Origin of the sequence: Paenibacillus sp. J31TS4, assembly GCF_018403265.1 — a bacterium.
In the GTDB taxonomy this organism is placed as follows: domain Bacteria; phylum Bacillota; class Bacilli; order Paenibacillales; family NBRC-103111; genus J31TS4.
The window spans coordinates 117233-131613 of the sequence record NZ_BOSI01000004.1; the positions used below are offsets into that span (position 1 = coordinate 117233).

The 14381-nt window shown below is 60.7% G+C and carries 13 protein-coding genes; 3 read left to right on the forward strand and 10 right to left on the reverse strand.

Annotated features, from left to right (window positions below):
• Nucleotides 1–157 precede the first annotated feature (157 nt).
• Complete coding sequence (locus KJS47_RS17940; protein ID WP_213526447.1) at nucleotides 158–1417, forward strand: aminopeptidase; 1260 nt, start codon at nucleotides 158–160, stop codon at nucleotides 1415–1417.
• Between the two features lie 233 nt (nucleotides 1418–1650).
• On the opposite strand, the gene KJS47_RS17945 is transcribed toward KJS47_RS17940, so the two are convergent.
• Nucleotides 1651–2202, reverse strand: coding sequence for a hypothetical protein (locus tag KJS47_RS17945; protein ID WP_213526448.1), 552 nt, complete (start codon nucleotides 2200–2202; stop codon nucleotides 1651–1653).
• A 122-nt stretch (nucleotides 2203–2324) separates the two neighbouring features.
• Here KJS47_RS17945 and KJS47_RS17950 point away from each other — a divergent pair, with 122 nt between their 5' ends.
• Nucleotides 2325–2912, forward strand: coding sequence for a TetR/AcrR family transcriptional regulator (locus KJS47_RS17950; RefSeq protein ID WP_213526449.1), 588 nt, complete (start codon nucleotides 2325–2327; stop codon nucleotides 2910–2912).
• Between the two features lie 129 nt (nucleotides 2913–3041).
• Here the strand turns inward: KJS47_RS17950 and KJS47_RS17955 are convergent, their stop codons facing one another.
• Together KJS47_RS17955 and KJS47_RS17960 are read right to left on the reverse strand one after the other, a co-directional pair.
• Nucleotides 3042–3380 carry a DsrE family protein gene (locus KJS47_RS17955; protein WP_213526450.1) on the reverse strand — a complete coding sequence of 113 codons (339 nt, stop codon included), beginning with the start codon at nucleotides 3378–3380 and terminating at the stop codon, nucleotides 3042–3044.
• 41 nt (nucleotides 3381–3421) lie between these two features.
• Complete coding sequence (locus tag KJS47_RS17960) at nucleotides 3422–5098, reverse strand: glutamine--tRNA ligase/YqeY domain fusion protein (RefSeq protein ID WP_213526451.1); 1677 nt, start codon at nucleotides 5096–5098, stop codon at nucleotides 3422–3424.
• A gap of 1169 nt (nucleotides 5099–6267) precedes the next feature.
• On the opposite strand from KJS47_RS17960, the gene pdxK reads away from it, so the two are divergent.
• Nucleotides 6268–7077, forward strand: coding sequence for a pyridoxine/pyridoxal/pyridoxamine kinase (pdxK, locus tag KJS47_RS17965; protein WP_249716522.1), 810 nt, complete (start codon nucleotides 6268–6270; stop codon nucleotides 7075–7077).
• Between the two features lie 131 nt (nucleotides 7078–7208).
• Here the strand turns inward: pdxK and hrpB are convergent, their stop codons facing one another.
• The 7 genes from hrpB to KJS47_RS18000 all read right to left on the reverse strand — a co-directional run bounded on the left by hrpB (nucleotide 7209) and on the right by KJS47_RS18000 (nucleotide 14193).
• Nucleotides 7209–9734 carry an ATP-dependent helicase HrpB gene (hrpB, locus tag KJS47_RS17970; RefSeq protein WP_213526453.1) on the reverse strand — a complete coding sequence of 842 codons (2526 nt, stop codon included), beginning with the start codon at nucleotides 9732–9734 and terminating at the stop codon, nucleotides 7209–7211.
• 173 nt (nucleotides 9735–9907) lie between these two features.
• Nucleotides 9908–10312 carry a DoxX family protein gene (locus KJS47_RS17975; protein ID WP_213526454.1) on the reverse strand — a complete coding sequence of 135 codons (405 nt, stop codon included), beginning with the start codon at nucleotides 10310–10312 and terminating at the stop codon, nucleotides 9908–9910.
• Nucleotides 10313–10462: 150 nt separating this feature from the next.
• The gene (locus KJS47_RS17980; protein WP_213526455.1) at nucleotides 10463–10837 is read right to left on the reverse strand and encodes a hypothetical protein; all 375 of its coding nucleotides are present in this window, start codon (nucleotides 10835–10837) and stop codon (nucleotides 10463–10465) included.
• 88 nt (nucleotides 10838–10925) lie between these two features.
• On the reverse strand, nucleotides 10926–12158 hold the full coding sequence (locus KJS47_RS17985; RefSeq protein ID WP_213526456.1) for a ParM/StbA family protein: 1233 nt from the start codon (nucleotides 12156–12158) through the stop codon (nucleotides 10926–10928).
• 274 nt (nucleotides 12159–12432) lie between these two features.
• The gene (locus KJS47_RS17990; protein ID WP_213526457.1) at nucleotides 12433–12573 is read right to left on the reverse strand and encodes a hypothetical protein; all 141 of its coding nucleotides are present in this window, start codon (nucleotides 12571–12573) and stop codon (nucleotides 12433–12435) included.
• Nucleotides 12574–12776: 203 nt separating this feature from the next.
• Complete coding sequence (locus KJS47_RS17995; protein WP_213526458.1) at nucleotides 12777–13322, reverse strand: 50S ribosomal protein L25; 546 nt, start codon at nucleotides 13320–13322, stop codon at nucleotides 12777–12779.
• A gap of 400 nt (nucleotides 13323–13722) precedes the next feature.
• Nucleotides 13723–14193, reverse strand: coding sequence for an NUDIX domain-containing protein (locus KJS47_RS18000; RefSeq protein ID WP_213526459.1), 471 nt, complete (start codon nucleotides 14191–14193; stop codon nucleotides 13723–13725).
• Nucleotides 14194–14381 lie beyond the last annotated feature (188 nt).

The following is a 14381-nucleotide window of genomic DNA, read 5'->3' on the forward strand; positions in this document are numbered from 1 at the left end:
TTCTTCCCTTTCCTTCATCGGTTGTGCAAAGCCCCGCCGATGCCCGATAATGGTAACGTTACGGGATCCGCAGGGAAACGGAGCCGGTCCGGCCCGTTCCCCCAAGGCCCTCGCAGAAAAACATGCCGTTTGATGACAAGAAGGAAGGGATCTGTCCATGAGCAACGAAGCCGCCAGTCATCCGTTCGGGGAGCAATGGGAGCATTCGCTCCGTCAATATGCCAAGCTGGCCGTAAAAGTCGGCGTCCATTTACAGCCGGACCAGGAGCTTGTCCTCTTTTCGCCGCTTCCGGCAGCACCGCTTGCCCGCCTGATCGCGGAAGAGGCTTACGCCGCGGGAGCCCGCGATGTGCATGTCGAATGGTCCGACGACCGGATGCGCCGGCTCCGGCTGCAGCGGGCCGCGGATGCGGCGCTGCACGAAGCCAGCAGCCTGCGCGGCCGGGAGCTGGAGGAGAGAGCGGCGCGGGGCTCGGCCTTCCTCCATATCGCCGCGCCGAACCCCGACCTGCTGCTCGGAATCGACCCGTCACGGGTCGCCGCCGCGTCCAAGGCGGGCTCGGCCGTATCGCAGGGCTGGCGCAAGTATACGCAATCCGGGGAGATCAGCTGGTGCATCGTCAGCTACGTCACCCCCGATTGGGCGCGCAAGGTCTATCCGGAGCTGGACGAGGAGGAGGCCATCGGCCGGCTGTGGGAGGCGCTCTTCTATATGGCGCGGGCGGATCGCGAAGACCCGGTCGCCGAGTGGAGCCGCCATCTAGAGAGGCTGCAGGAGCGCCTCACCTTCCTGAACGACCGCCGCTACCGCAAGCTTCATTACCGCGCCCCCGGCACCAGCCTGACCGTCGGGCTGCCGGAAGGACATATCTGGCACGGCGGCGGCCTGGTCAACGCCCAGGGCACTTACTTCGTGCCCAATGTCCCGACGGAGGAAGTGTTCACCGTCGCCGACCGGCTCTTGACCGAGGGGACGGTGCGCAGCACGCTGCCGCTTAACCTGAACGGCCGGCTGGTCGAGGAGTTCGAGCTGACCTTTGAGCAGGGCAAGGTCACCTCCTTCTCCGCAGCCAAAGGAGAGGAAGCGCTCCGCCACCTGCTCGAGACGGACGCCAACGCCGGCTACCTGGGCGAGATCGCGCTCGTCCCCGTCAACTCGCCGATCGCCGAGACGAATACGATCTATTACTTCACCGGCCTGGACGAGAATGCGTCCTGCCATCTTGCGCTCGGCAACGCCTATCCGTTCTGCCTGGAGAACGGCACCTCCCTCACCAAAGAAGAACGGCTCGAGCGCGGAGCGAATGCCTCGCTCATTCACATCGACTTCATGATCGGCTCGGCCGAGCTCGATATAGATGGCGAGACCGCCGACGGCACCCGCGAGCCGCTGTTCCGGCAAGGCCGCTGGGTATAAGACGGACCGGCGTGTAAACGTATGCTCCTTCGCCGTCTAGGGCGGCAGTCAGAAATGACCGGGTCGTTACTACGGTAGGGCTTGAGTTCCCGTTCGGATCGGACCGCCGCCTCCTTGCAGCGGACAGCCTCTTGCAGCGCTGTGCTCACCTCTGCCCAAAGCCAGAAAACGCCAAACAACCACGTCCCCCGAGGACGTGGTTGTTTGGCTTGGGGGTGACATTCCAGAAATCGTCAGGAGGACCGGTCCGCCTTGGCGGGCTTGGGCCAGATGAAATAGGAGACGGTAATGAGCAGATCGATGCCCAGGATAAGCGTCCACAGCTTCCAAACGCCGGCCAGCGCTTCCGTTCGGGCTTCATCGCCGACGAGAACGATGAGCAGAGCCAGCAGGCCGGCGCCGATCAGGTAAGCGAGCACATGCCGGAGCCAGCTCTTCAAATAATGCTTGGCATAAGCCATCCCGTACCGGCGGGCGGGCTTGGGCCCCTTCCTGGTTACGTAGTATCGGAACCTCTCGTCTGCCCAGACGATCATGCTTTTGCCGTATGCGATCGAAACCCCGATATAGATCGCCGCGAGGCCGTGTGCCTGTGTCGCCGTCGCCCCGCGGTAGAGGTCCGTCCCGGTAGCTGCCAGCAGCGCCAGATCGACGACGGGCGTGCAGGCGAGCAGCATCCAGCCGAGCTTGTCGAGATGAAGCAGGTAGCGGGCCGCAAGTCCCAGTACAATCAGCACCCAGAATCCGATCTCGCAAGCGATGATCATCCAGGCAAGAAAGCTCATGTGCAGCACCTCGTTTGTTCCGCATTGGAAATTTTTATGAGGCATATAGTAACACGATGGTTTAAATAATACAAGTGTATTATTTCCTCGCTTGCCCGATGGGCGTATGATACAATAAGCTCATGCCAAAACTCGTCAATCATGAAGAAAAACGAAATCAGATCGCCGAAGCGACCTGGCGGGTCATCCGGGACCAAGGCATGGAGGCGGCCACGGTCCGAAGCGTGGCCAAGGAAGCGGGAATGTCCATCGGGGCGCTCAGGCATTACTTCGCCACCCAGGAGGAGCTGCTGCTCTATGCGATGAATCTGGTTGTCGATCGGGTGACCGAGCGCATCCGGGCGATCGCGCGGAGCGGCCTGCCGCCCCTTGAGATGGTGCTTCGCATCCTGCTCGAGATCATCCCCCATTCGCCCGAGACGACCATCGAGATGGACGTCTGGTTCTCGTTTGTCGTTCATTTCCGGCACAAGCGGGAGCTGCTGCGCCTGCCCCAGGACGGCATCTACCGCTGCGTGTCCGAGCTGCTCGGCTTCCTGGAGGCGCAGCGGCTTCTGCGAAGCGGCCTGGACCTGGCGCTGGAGACGGAGCGGCTGTACGCCCTCGTCGACGGCGTGGCGCTGCACGCCCTCCTAGAGCCCGAGCGCCTTGGGCCGGACGCGATCATCCACGTGCTCCGCCTCCATATCGAGACGCTTTGCGCGGAGTGACGCGAGTGGCCGCTCCCCGCTTTCCGATAAAGCACCAGAAAACTAAAGCACCAAAAAACGCTCCGGGCCTCTAGCCCGGAGCGTTTTTGCTGTCCTTACGATTCGGAAGCACATGCCGCTGCCCGACGATCAGGCAAGCGTCAGCACCTCGTGCCGGTTCGCCAGCTCCAAGAACTGGTCCATGCCGACGATCTGACCGGCCTCCAGCTCCTCCGCCAGCCCGTAATGGTTCACGCACGTTTTGCAAGCGAGAACCGCTACGCCGGCTTCCTCAAGCTCCTTGAGATGTAGCGAGGCCAGCGATTGGCCGGTCAGCGCGAAGACGCCGCGGTTCATGCAGAACACCGCCGCCGGCTTCTCCCCGTTCTGCTTCAGCAGCACGAAGAATGTCTCAAGCACCGTCTCTCCGAGGTCCGCATCCCCCGATCCCAGCCTGTCGGAGAGCAGCAAAATCACTTTGTTTTTCATGACGGTATGCCTTCCTTTCTCCCGGTTCGGCCACCGGCAGGTTATTTGGTTGGGTCGAACGAGCTCTTGAGCGACACGATCCGGTTGATGACCAGCTTGTCGCCGCTCGTATGCTTCGGATCCACATTGAAATAGCCGTGGCGGAAAAACTGGAACTTGTCATGCGGCTTCGCCTGCTTCATATCCGGTTCCACGTAGCCCTGCTGAACGGTCAGAGAGTCCGGGTTGATTCGGTCGAGCAGTGTCTTCTCCTCCTGCCCTTCCTCCTCGTCCAGCTCCTCCTCATCCTTCAGGATCGGCTCGTACAGGCGGAATTCGGCCGGCACCGCATGGCTTGCCTCAACCCAGTGAATCGTTCCCTTCACCTTGCGACCCGTGAAGCCGCTGCCGCTCTTGGTCTCGGGATCGTACGTGCAGTTGATCTGGACGACCTCGCCGTTCTCGTCCTTGATCACTTCCTCGCACTTGATGAAGTAGGCATTCTTCAGCCGCACCTCATTGCCCGGGAAGAGACGGAAGTATTTGGCCGGCGGGTTCTCCATGAAGTCGTCGCGCTCGATGTAGATCTCGCGGGAGAACGGAATGTGACGGGTGCCCATCTCGGGATTCTCCTGGTTGTTCTCCGCCTCGAGCCATTCCACTTCGCCTTCGGGATAGTTGGTGATAACAACCTTGAGCGGATCGAGCACCGCCATCGTGCGCGGCACCTTGAGCTTCAGATCCTCCCGGATAAAATGCTCCAGCATCCGCGGATCAACCGTGCCGTTGCTTCGGGAGACGCCCGCCTCGCGGATAAACGTCCGGATAGCCTCCGGCGTATAGCCGCGGCGGCGCATGCCGCTGATCGTCAGCACGCGCGGATCGTCCCAGCCGTCCAGCACGCCCGCCTCGATTAGCTGGCGCAAATACCTCTTGCCCATGACCGTGCCGTCGATGCGCAGCTTGCCGAATTCGTACTGATGGGAGATATGCGGCATCTCGCATTCCTGGATGACCCAATCGTACAGCGGCCGCTGGTCCTCGAATTCGATCGAACAGAGCGAGTGGGTGACGCCTTCGAGCGAATCCTCGATCGGATGCGCGAATGCGTACATCGGGTAGATGCACCAGGCATCCCCGGTATTATGATGATGCGTATGGGAGATGCGGTACAGGACCGGATCCCGCATGTTGATGTTCGGGGAGGACATGTCGATCTTGGCGCGAAGCACCCGCGAACCGTCCGGGAACTCGCCCTTGCGCATCCGCTCGAACAGGTCCAGGTTTTCCTCGGCCGGACGGTCCCGGTACGGGCTGTTCGTGCCCTTCTCGGTCAGCGTGCCGCGGGTCTCGCGGATCTGCTCGGCGGTCTGGTCGTCCACATAGGCCTTGCCTTTGCGAATGAGAAGCAGCGCGCGCTCGTACATCTCCTGGAAATAGTCGGACGCGAAGAACAGGCCGCTCCAGTCGAAGCCGAGCCACTTCACGTCCTCCTTGATCGATTCCACGAATTCCACGTCTTCCTTGACCGGGTTCGTATCGTCGAAGCGCAGGTTGGCCTTGCCCCCGAATTCGTTCGCCAGCTCGAAGTTGATCGTAATGGCGCGGGCATGACCAATATGCAGATACCCGTTCGGCTCCGGAGGAAACCGGGTGACGACGTTCTGTACGCGGCCTTCCTTCAGGTCCTCCTGAATGATCGTCTTGATGAAGTTCGACGCCGCCGACTTATTCTCCACTTATATCCTACCCTTCCGCTGATTTTCTTTGTACGCATTATACTTGTAACGCCGCGATAGTTCAAGCTGGGGAGGGCATCCCGGATGCGGTCCGGGCAAGACAAAAAGCCATGGGGGCTGCGAGACTTCCCTCCGCCGAGCCGCCGGATGACCAGCCATCGCCTACCGCACTCCGTAGCGAGGCAGCGGCTGAACCGCTAGCCAACGCCACTCTCAAGCTGGCCACGGGCTCTCCCGCCAGATGGCCGGCTTCCCGGCCAAGCCTGCCTCCACCCGCTAACACTGCGGCGGGCGAAGCCCTTGCCGAGCCCTTCCCTCCGGCAAAAGCAGCGGACCTTTTCTTCTCTTTCCTGCAACGATTGCTCGCCATTCGCGTATATGCCCGTAAAGGAGGGATGACCATGGACATCAGCTTTTGGATTCCCATCGCCATCATCTTTGCTATAGCGTTTGGTTTCTTCGATAAGAAAAAGAAAAAATAAACCGATCCGGCTCGGCTTTGCCGCCCTGACAGCTAGGGTGAGCCGATACATCTAAAATAACGGCGTCTCAGCAGACCCCCGGCTTTTTGCGACCAGCTTCCTACTGGCGGGAAGCGGCTGGGCGGCGGCAGGACACCGCCTTCCTCATATTCGTCCCCGCTCTTCCCGCCATCCCCGAAGACCGTCATCCCCTATTTATTGCGGTTCGTGGAACAGGTTCCGATGTTCGAATGCCGCAAGATCGGACATCGTTCGCCTTTTCCCGGGAAATAATCGACAACAAATTCGTCTCCCCTCCGGTCCCCGTACCTTTCGAATCCTCCGGGCGCGTCTCTCCCTGTCACGCAGCAACGTCTATGGCGGGGACAATGCTTCGTTCCGTTCGTCTTCCTTGTGGATGAGCCGCTTCGTTGATCGCTCCTTCAGCGAAAAGACGCCAGTTTCGTCTAGCTCCACCGGTCCCCTCGCCTCCACAAAGAAGCCATTGCTAGTTTTGTCGAATGCTTGTTACAATATATGTATATAACCAGGCGTTTCCGGACCGTCAGGACGCGGCGGAGAACCATGGCAGCGCAGGAGGAGGCCTTGCCCGCTTCCTCTTGTGGCTGCCTGGCTTCGCGGCATGCCGCTCGGCCCTTATCACTCAGATACTTGGGGAACACCGGGGAGCGAAGGAGGCTAACCGTTTTGTATAAAGCATTAACGATTGCAGGCTCGGACAGCAGCGGAGGCGCCGGCATCCAGGCCGACCTCAAGACGTTCCAGGAGCTGGGCGTGTACGGCATGACAGCGTTGACCGTTATCGTCGCCATGGACCCGCACAACGACTGGTTCCATGACGTCTTCCCGGTCGATACCGCCATTCTGCGCAAGCAGCTGGAGACGATCGTCACCGGCATCGGCGTCGACGCGATGAAGACCGGCATGCTCGGCTCCACCGAAACGATCGAGATTGCCGCCGAGACGATCGATCGTCACAAGATCGCGAACGTCGTCATCGATCCGGTTATGGTGTGCAAGGGAGCGGACGAGGTGCTGCATCCCGAGACGGCGGTTGCGCTCCGCGAAGTGCTGACACCCCGTGCCACGGTCGTCACCCCCAACCTGTTCGAGGCAGGCCAGCTGAGCGGACTCGGACCGGTCACCACAGTCGACCGGATGAAGGAAGCGGCGGCGGCTATCCATGCGCTTGGCGCCAAGTACGTCCTCGTCAAGGGCGGCGGCAAGCTCCAGCACGAGAAGGCCGTCGACGTGCTCTACGACGGGCAGACGTTCGACGTACTGGAGAGCGAGCGGATCGACACGACGTTCACCCATGGCGCGGGGTGCACCTACTCCGCCGCCATCACCGCCGAGCTCGCCAAGGGCAAGCCGGTGAAGGAAGCGATCCATACGGCCAAGGCGTTCATCACGGAAGCCATTCGCCATTCGTTCCGGCTGAACCAATATGTCGGCCCGACCAATCACTGCGCTTACCGCCAGGCAGGCAAGCGGTAACCGAACGGCACGGCCCGCATGCGAAGCGGCCGTCTCCTAACGCAGGAGACGGCCGTTTTTTTTGTTGCCTTAGGGTCCTTTTCGGAAGAATACATGGATCGCCCCGCTCGCATCAGGCGAAGACCCCTAGACTAGCCGTTCCGCGGCTTAGCCCGGTTCGTCGGCATCGCCGTCAGCGGGTCGTCCGGCCAATAGTGCTTGGGATAGCGGCCCTTCAGGTCCTTCTTCACCTCGAAGTAGGCGGACCGCCAGAAGCTCGCCAAATCCCGCGTCACCTGAACCGGACGCTGTGCGGGCGACAGCAGGTGCATGGTGAGGGGCGCCCGCCCCGCCGCGATGCGCGGCGTCTCCGTCCAGCCGAACACCTCCTGCAGCCGGACGTTCAGCGCCGGCGCGTCCGGATCGCTGTAATCGACCGGAATCCGCGATCCGCTCGGCACCGCCAGATGGGTCGGCGCCTCCTCGTCCAGCCTCCGGCGGCGTTCCCACGGCAGCATGGCCTCGAGCAGCTCCGCCAGCTTCAGCCGTTGCAGGTCCTCCCGGCTCCGCAGACCGCCCGCATAGGGCGCGAGCCAATCCTCCAGCGTCCCCAGAAGCGCCTCGTCGGACATATCCGGCCAGGAGGGCTCGTGCCGATGCAGGAAGCCGATCCGCTCGCGCAGCTGGCGGGCGCCTTTGGTCCACGGCAGCAGGCCAAGCCCCTCCTGCCGGATGCCGTCCATGAGAGCGGCGGTTGTCCGCTCCGGGTCCGGATCACCGACCGGTCCCTCGTGAAGCGTCAGCGCGCCGAGGGCGACCCGCCGCCGGGCACGCACCGCCTGCGCCGCCCGGTCCCAGGCGACGGTCGTCTCCGTGCGGATCCGCTCGCCGAAGCAGCGCTCCAGCTCCTCCTGCGCGAGCGGGGCGGCCAGGTAGATGCGGCTGTCCGGGCCCTGATCGTCCAGCTCGGCGGCGACGATGTACGGCGCCTGCGCGAGCGGCTGCTGCCCGGCGAAGGCGGCGCCCCGTCCGCCGCTGAGCAGGTAGCGAAGCCCGCCGCGCCGCTGGCCGATGCGGTCCGGGTACGCGAAGGCGAGCAGCAGCCCGGCGGCCTCGGCGTCTCCGTCCGCTCCCGCGGACGCCGCCTGGCCCGCCGGGACGCCGAGCGCCTCGCGCAGCCGCTTCGCCTCGGCGACGACGCGCTGGCGGGCGGCCGGGTCCACGGCCGCCTCCGCCGGCAGGCTGCGCCGCCCGCCGCCGCGGAGCGCCTCGACGCGCAGCCGCATGTCGGCGTCGGCGGACGCGCCGCGGCCGCGCAGCAGGTCGCGCTCGCCGAGCAGCGCGGCCAGCTCGCACGCGAGCCCGCCGAGGCCGAGCGGCTCGGCGCGCAGCAGCATGTGCGCGAGCCGGGGCGCGAGGCCGAGCCGCGCCATGCGGCGGCCGTGCGGCGTGATGGCGCCGTCCGGGCCGAGCGCGCCGAGCTCGGCGAGCAGCTCGCACGCCTGCGCGTAGGCGCCGGGCGGGGGTGGGTCGAGCCAGGCGAGCTCGTCCGGCGCCGCGCCCCAGGCGGCCAGCTCGAGCGCCAGGGAGGCGAGATCCGCCTCCCGGATCTCGGGCGCGCTGTGCGGGGCGAGCTGGCGGTCCTCCTCGGCCGTCCACAGCCGGAAGCAGACGCCCGGCCCGAGACGGCCGGCGCGGCCCCGGCGCTGGTCGGCGGACGCGCGCGAGACGCGGACCGTCTCGAGCCGCGTCAGGCCCGTGCGCGGCGAGAAGCGCGGTACGCGGCTCAGACCCGCATCGACGACGACCCGGACACCCTCCACGGTCAGGCTCGTCTCGGCGATCGACGTCGCGAGCACGACCTTGCGGACGCCGGGCGGAGCCGGCGCGAGCGCCGCGTCCTGTTCCTCCTGCGGCAAGCTGCCGAAGAGCGGCGCCACGCGGACGCTGCCGTCCGCTCCCGGCCCGGCCGGCGAGGCAAGACGCGCCTGCACCCGCCGAATTTCGCCTTCCCCGGGGAGGAAGACGAGGAGATCGCCCACGGTCTGCGCGAGCGCCTCCCGGATCGCTGCGGCTGCCTCGTCCTCGAGGCGCCCCTCCATCCGGCGCTCCCGGTAGACCGTCTCCACCGGGTACACCCGCCCCGGGCTGGCCAGAACCCGTGCCCCGCCGAGCAGGGCGGCTACCGCTTCGGCATCCATCGTCGCGGACATGACGAGCAGACGCAGATCGCCATTCAGCAGCTCCCGGGCCTGCAGGCACAAGCCCAGTCCCAGATCGGCGGCGAGACTCCGCTCGTGGAACTCGTCAAAGATGACGAGGCCGATCCCCTCCAGCGACGGATCCGCCTGCAGCATCCGCGTCAGCACGCCCTCCGTCACCACTTCGATTCGCGTCCCCGGCCCGACCTTGGTATCCTGCCGGACGCGGTAGCCGACCGTCTCTCCTACCCTCTCGCCGAGCGAAGCGGCGAGGAACCGGGCGGCTGCCCGTGCGGCGAGCCGCCGGGGCTCCAGCATGACGATCCGGCGGCCGCCGAGCCAGGGCTCGTTCCGCAGCGCGAGCGGCACGCGGGTCGTCTTGCCCGCCCCCGGCTCGGCCACCAGCACCGCCCCCGTCTCCGCGGCGAGGGTGCGCCGCAGCTCGGGCAGCACCGCTTCAATCGGCAGTTGAGCCATTTCCCTCTCTCCTTCCGTTCCCTGGTCTATCCTCTCATTATAAATAAAAAGCCGCCGGCGTGGTAAGCCGGCGGAACGAACACTCTAGGAGAGCGACGATACGCGCAGATCATGAGCAATGGTATTCTACCTTTACGAGCGTGGAAGGCTCCGTTCTGCAACGGACTAGAGCATTAGGAACGCTTCCGCCCAGGCAGCAGGCTGTCCAGCGCGTAAAACTTGCTGCCGCTGATCGCGAGCGCGGCCGCCATGGCCAGCAGCGCGAGGTCCAGCTCGTAGCCCGCTCCCTGGCCGCTGCCGAGGAAGCCGCCGGCCAGCTTCACCTTCAGCGTCGCGCCGAGCATCACGAGGCCAAGCAGAAGCGAGAGAAGCCGAGTGAACAGGCCGGCAATCAGCAGCAAGCCGCCTACCAGCTCAAGGGCGGCCACCACGTACGCCAACGCACCGGGAAGGCCGAGGCTTTCAAAGAATCCAACGGTCCCTTCCATCCCCGTCACCTTAACATAACCGTGAACGACAAACGTCAGCCCGAGCATGACCCGGATGACAAGCAGACTCCATTCATAGCGATTGTTCATCTCTGTACCTCCATTTTTATTAGTAACTAACTATAATGTTTATCATTATACAATAGTAAGTAACTAATTACACGTAGAGAATACTTCCAGTCACGGCGCTTGGCAGATCACATAAAAAACACCCCAGGGTTTTCCCTGGGGTGTACGCCGCTAAATCCACGACTCGATGTCTTCTTCGTCGATCTCGTCATCCGGCAGCTCGGCGTAGGCCGGCTGCTTGTCCGGAACGTCCGCCGCTTGCGGAAGCCGAAGCTCCGGCTCGGCCGCAGCCGCCGTCTCCTCGTTCCGGTATGGCGCGGCGTCGCCCGTCTGCTTGCCGAACGCCGGCATCGCGGATAGATCGCGTTCCGCCGGAATATGGGTCTGCAGGTTGCGGACTCCGTTGCGGCTGATCTCCAGCTCGATCAGGTACCGGATCGAATCCATTAGATTCGTCTGGCTGTTGATCCAGTCCAAAACCGCCGGCTCCTCATTTTTCTTCGTTTTCAAGCTTATGTTATCGCCGGGCTGTTTTTTCTTTTTCACTTGCCGTCACCCACCTTGCACCTGGCGTTCTGCCGGGCTCCGTCTGCGTCTTACCCGAGAGGGACGGAAGCCCGGAATCCCGCCTCCCCTAGGAGGCTTCCTCCGTTCTCGCTTTCGCTCCCTGCTCGACGAGCGGAGTCGCTTTGTTCTTCAGCGCTTCATAGATCTTGCCGCGAACGAAGGCGTCCAGCCCTTGGGCATTCATCGTCACCGCGTACGAAGCCGGAACGTAGAGCAGCTGGATCTCCCGCTCGTCGCACAGCTCCTTGAGCATCGGGTACAGCACGGAGCGCATCAGGATGCTGCCGCCGCCGTATACGCAGATGATGTCGATCTCGTTGCGCGCCTTCGTCAGCTGTTTGCGGATGTTGAGCAGGATCTGCTTGGCTTGTCCTTCCAGCGGGCGCTTCAGCGTCTTCAGCGCGCGGTCGTGGAACTTATGGCGCGGGTTCTTCAGCACGTCGCTGAAGAACTGACGCGGGCTGTTCGGCAGATGGATCAGCTTGTTGAATTCCTCGAGCGCCTCCTCAATCGCATAGCCGGCGCCGTGATGGCTGCCGTGTACGAACTGGCGGAGGAACTTGTTGCCCTCGGTAATCGGGTACTCCGTGGAGCCGTCGCCGATATCGGTGTGCAGAATGCGCTTATCCTTGAAGTAGCTTCCGTTGAAGCCCTTGTCCAGCTGGTACGTCTGCACGAACTCGCCGAAGATGTCGCCTTCGCGCCATGTGCCTTCCGGATTCTTCTGGAGCGCGAAGATGACGGGAGTCGCCTCCGGAATCGCCTTCGTGTACGCGAACGTCAGCTTGACCGCCACGCGCTGCTTGCCCAGATGGACCGTTACGTGGTGCGGCGCCTGCATGAAGCGGCGCTCGAACTTGGACGCGGATTCGTCGGAGTGCTGGGTGATCGGCAGCGCCGTCACCATGTCGACCTGCACGTCGACGGATTCCGGAATCTTCTTCTCCTCGTCGAAGGCCTTCTGCACGGCCACCGCCGCGATCTGGGACAGGGTGTTGACGATCGGCAGATCCATGTCGCACTTCTGGTCGATGCCGACCTGGAGATTCTCGATAATCTCTCCGCTTTCCAGCGCGAATTTGCCAATATAGTACATCCCGGGACGGGCCGACGGGGAATCGATTGTAACGACCAGTTGATCCTGCAGCTGTTTAATGAAGCTTTCCGGGAGCTGCTCATCGCTCCACGGCAGTTGATCCACGCGGCAGTTTACGTTGGGCTGCTGGATAATCTGTCCGTCGATGACCAGATCGTGTTCGCTGTTGCCGTTGTCGTTGCCTACAAAAAAATGATATTGCATAACTTCCTTCTCCTCCTCAGTTTTGCGGGTATGGGCTATACATGACCGTCTGCCTGACCTGCTATCTTATGTAACGAGCGACAAACCAGAGGGGCTTCGTCCTTGGCGGTAATAAGCCTATATAGAGATATTCGTGTTAAAGAACGGTTTTCCTGCCATTGCCCCCTAGAAAAAAGTAACATTCGGTGATGCCGGCTCTTGTTTTTTAGCGGTCGGCTGGCGGATTAAGGAAGGGACTTCCTGCATATAACAGAAAAAGTCCAGGAAGGCCATCCTACCGCATCCCCGCTGCCAACGCAAGCCGGTAGCGGCGGGCATTCGCAAGCAAGGGAGCGTCCCAGCCGGCTTGCCGCCGGCCCATCGTCTCCCGCGGCCGTGTCGGTTTGCGTCTCGTCCTGGCCTTCCTACCGTCCATTCGATTCCCCAGCCTTCTTTCTCAGTTGGTCTAAATTCAAGATTGCATGTATGAAGGCTTATTCGTGTTTGGAATGTATATACTGCTAAGTTGGGCACGTCAAAATTAAAAAAGGAGCCCGGTACGCTACCGGACTCGTGTCGAACAAATTGCAGATATTGTTTCTTACGGTCACTTCATTAGATGGAACAGCCTCTATAGCATTACGGCTTTGATACTGATATGAGAAGCTCGTTATTGTCGGATACGACCGTCACTTCGGTTGGCAAGTTCAGGTCTTTGACGGAACGGGTTTCTCCGATTTTCATCGCGCTGATGTCCAGCTCGATTGAAGACGGCAGATTCTTCGGCAAGGCCTCCACTTCTACATACGGGTTCTGGATCTGAACGACTCCTCCCAATCTCGTTCCGGCCGGAGTGCCTATGAACTTCACCATGATCTTCGTCCGAATCACCTCATCCATCTGAACAAGCTGGAAGTCCACATGGATAAGCTCACGGGTTACAGGGTTTCGCTGCAAGTCCTCCAGCAGTACGGTCATGGATTGGTCGTCCTCCATCTTCAGCTGGATAAAGCCGGACGCCCCTAGCTTTAACCATTTTTCAAATTGCTTAGTAGAAATATTAATGATTTCATTGTCTACGTTTTTTCCGAATACGACCGCTGGCAAACGCCCCTTCCGACGTAAATTGCGCAGTCCGGAAGAATTCAATTGCGGACGTCTTTCTGTATGAATAGATGCAGCCATGCTCTACCTCTCCTTTATCATGAGTGATCTCAGCGCTTTACTAGTTGTCGTTGAGCCTCCCCAGAACGGGGTTAAATAGAGAAACATAGCATCACAACCTCCATGTCCTTTCAGAAACATACATTATATGTAAAAAACCCGCAAATATAGACGAAGGCACCCCACTCCGAGGAGTGGAATGCCTTTGGGTTTCATTGACCATATCATAGTTATGCGGTTATGTCGATACTTGACTGATCCGGAATTCATGAACAGGATCATGCAAGAAATTAGGTTCCAAACAATAGTTCGCCCTATTTATGATACGGTTCTCCCCGCAGTCTGTATCGGCAAGTGTTAGGGCCATCCTGATAGGGGATAGCCCTTTCTTTGACAACTCGCCCATCACCGGAATGATAATTCAGTAGAACTCGATCAATTTCTTGTCTATCTCTGCAACAAGTCCAATATCCGATATACCATTCCACAAAATAATCGACCTGGCTTCCTCATTCTCAACAAACTCATCAAGTTGACTTAGTTCACCTGAAAACAAAGCACCATACTCTGTCCTTTCAGGGCCATGAAAACTTGGTTGAAGTCTAAACTTCATTAACCCTTTGAAATTGACTTCATCGATCTTTTGATTGGTTTCCTCATATAATTCTCTAATTACACATTGCTTAGCAGTTTCTCCTTCTTCAATAATACCTCCAGGTAACTCCCAACTATTGCTCCACTTATTGTGCATGAATAGGTACTTCTCCTGGCACTTCACTACAATTAATGCATGTGTAAGTGGGGCATCGAGCGCGGCAACATCAAGTTGATTCTCCTCGATAGCTAACAATTCTAAAAAAATATTCCCATTCGCATCTGTCATGATTGCCATTTCTTTAGCCCTCCATTTTCTTTTTGTGCTGGAACAAAAAACGCGCTAGACCCATGGGTCCTGCGCGTCGTATATCGCAGGATGGGAAGCGCGAAGAGCGCTAACCCATCCCCAAATTTTAGGAATGAGTTAACGCCTCTCATGATGATGAGGTTGTTTCAAAATCAAATAATACATTCCATTACCCC

Bases quoted from the DNA above. Each gene is read 5' to 3' on its own strand.
- KJS47_RS17940 (WP_213526447.1), top strand. From the start codon at position 158: ATGAGCAACGAAGCCGCCAGTCATCCGTTCGGGGAGCAATGGGAGCAT.
- KJS47_RS17945 (WP_213526448.1), bottom strand. From the start codon at position 2,202: ATGAGCTTTCTTGCCTGGATGATCATCGCTTGCGAGATCGGATTCTGG.
- KJS47_RS17950 (WP_213526449.1), top strand. From the start codon at position 2,325: ATGCCAAAACTCGTCAATCATGAAGAAAAACGAAATCAGATCGCCGAA.
- KJS47_RS17955 (WP_213526450.1), bottom strand. From the start codon at position 3,380: ATGAAAAACAAAGTGATTTTGCTGCTCTCCGACAGGCTGGGATCGGGG.
- hrpB (WP_213526453.1), bottom strand. From the start codon at position 9,734: ATGGCTCAACTGCCGATTGAAGCGGTGCTGCCCGAGCTGCGGCGCACC.
- KJS47_RS17975 (WP_213526454.1), bottom strand. From the start codon at position 10,312: ATGAACAATCGCTATGAATGGAGTCTGCTTGTCATCCGGGTCATGCTC.
- KJS47_RS17985 (WP_213526456.1), bottom strand. From the start codon at position 12,158: ATGCAATATCATTTTTTTGTAGGCAACGACAACGGCAACAGCGAACAC.
- KJS47_RS17990 (WP_213526457.1), bottom strand. From the start codon at position 12,573: ATGGACGGTAGGAAGGCCAGGACGAGACGCAAACCGACACGGCCGCGG.
- KJS47_RS17995 (WP_213526458.1), bottom strand. From the start codon at position 13,322: ATGGCTGCATCTATTCATACAGAAAGACGTCCGCAATTGAATTCTTCC.
- KJS47_RS18000 (WP_213526459.1), bottom strand. From the start codon at position 14,193: ATGGCAATCATGACAGATGCGAATGGGAATATTTTTTTAGAATTGTTA.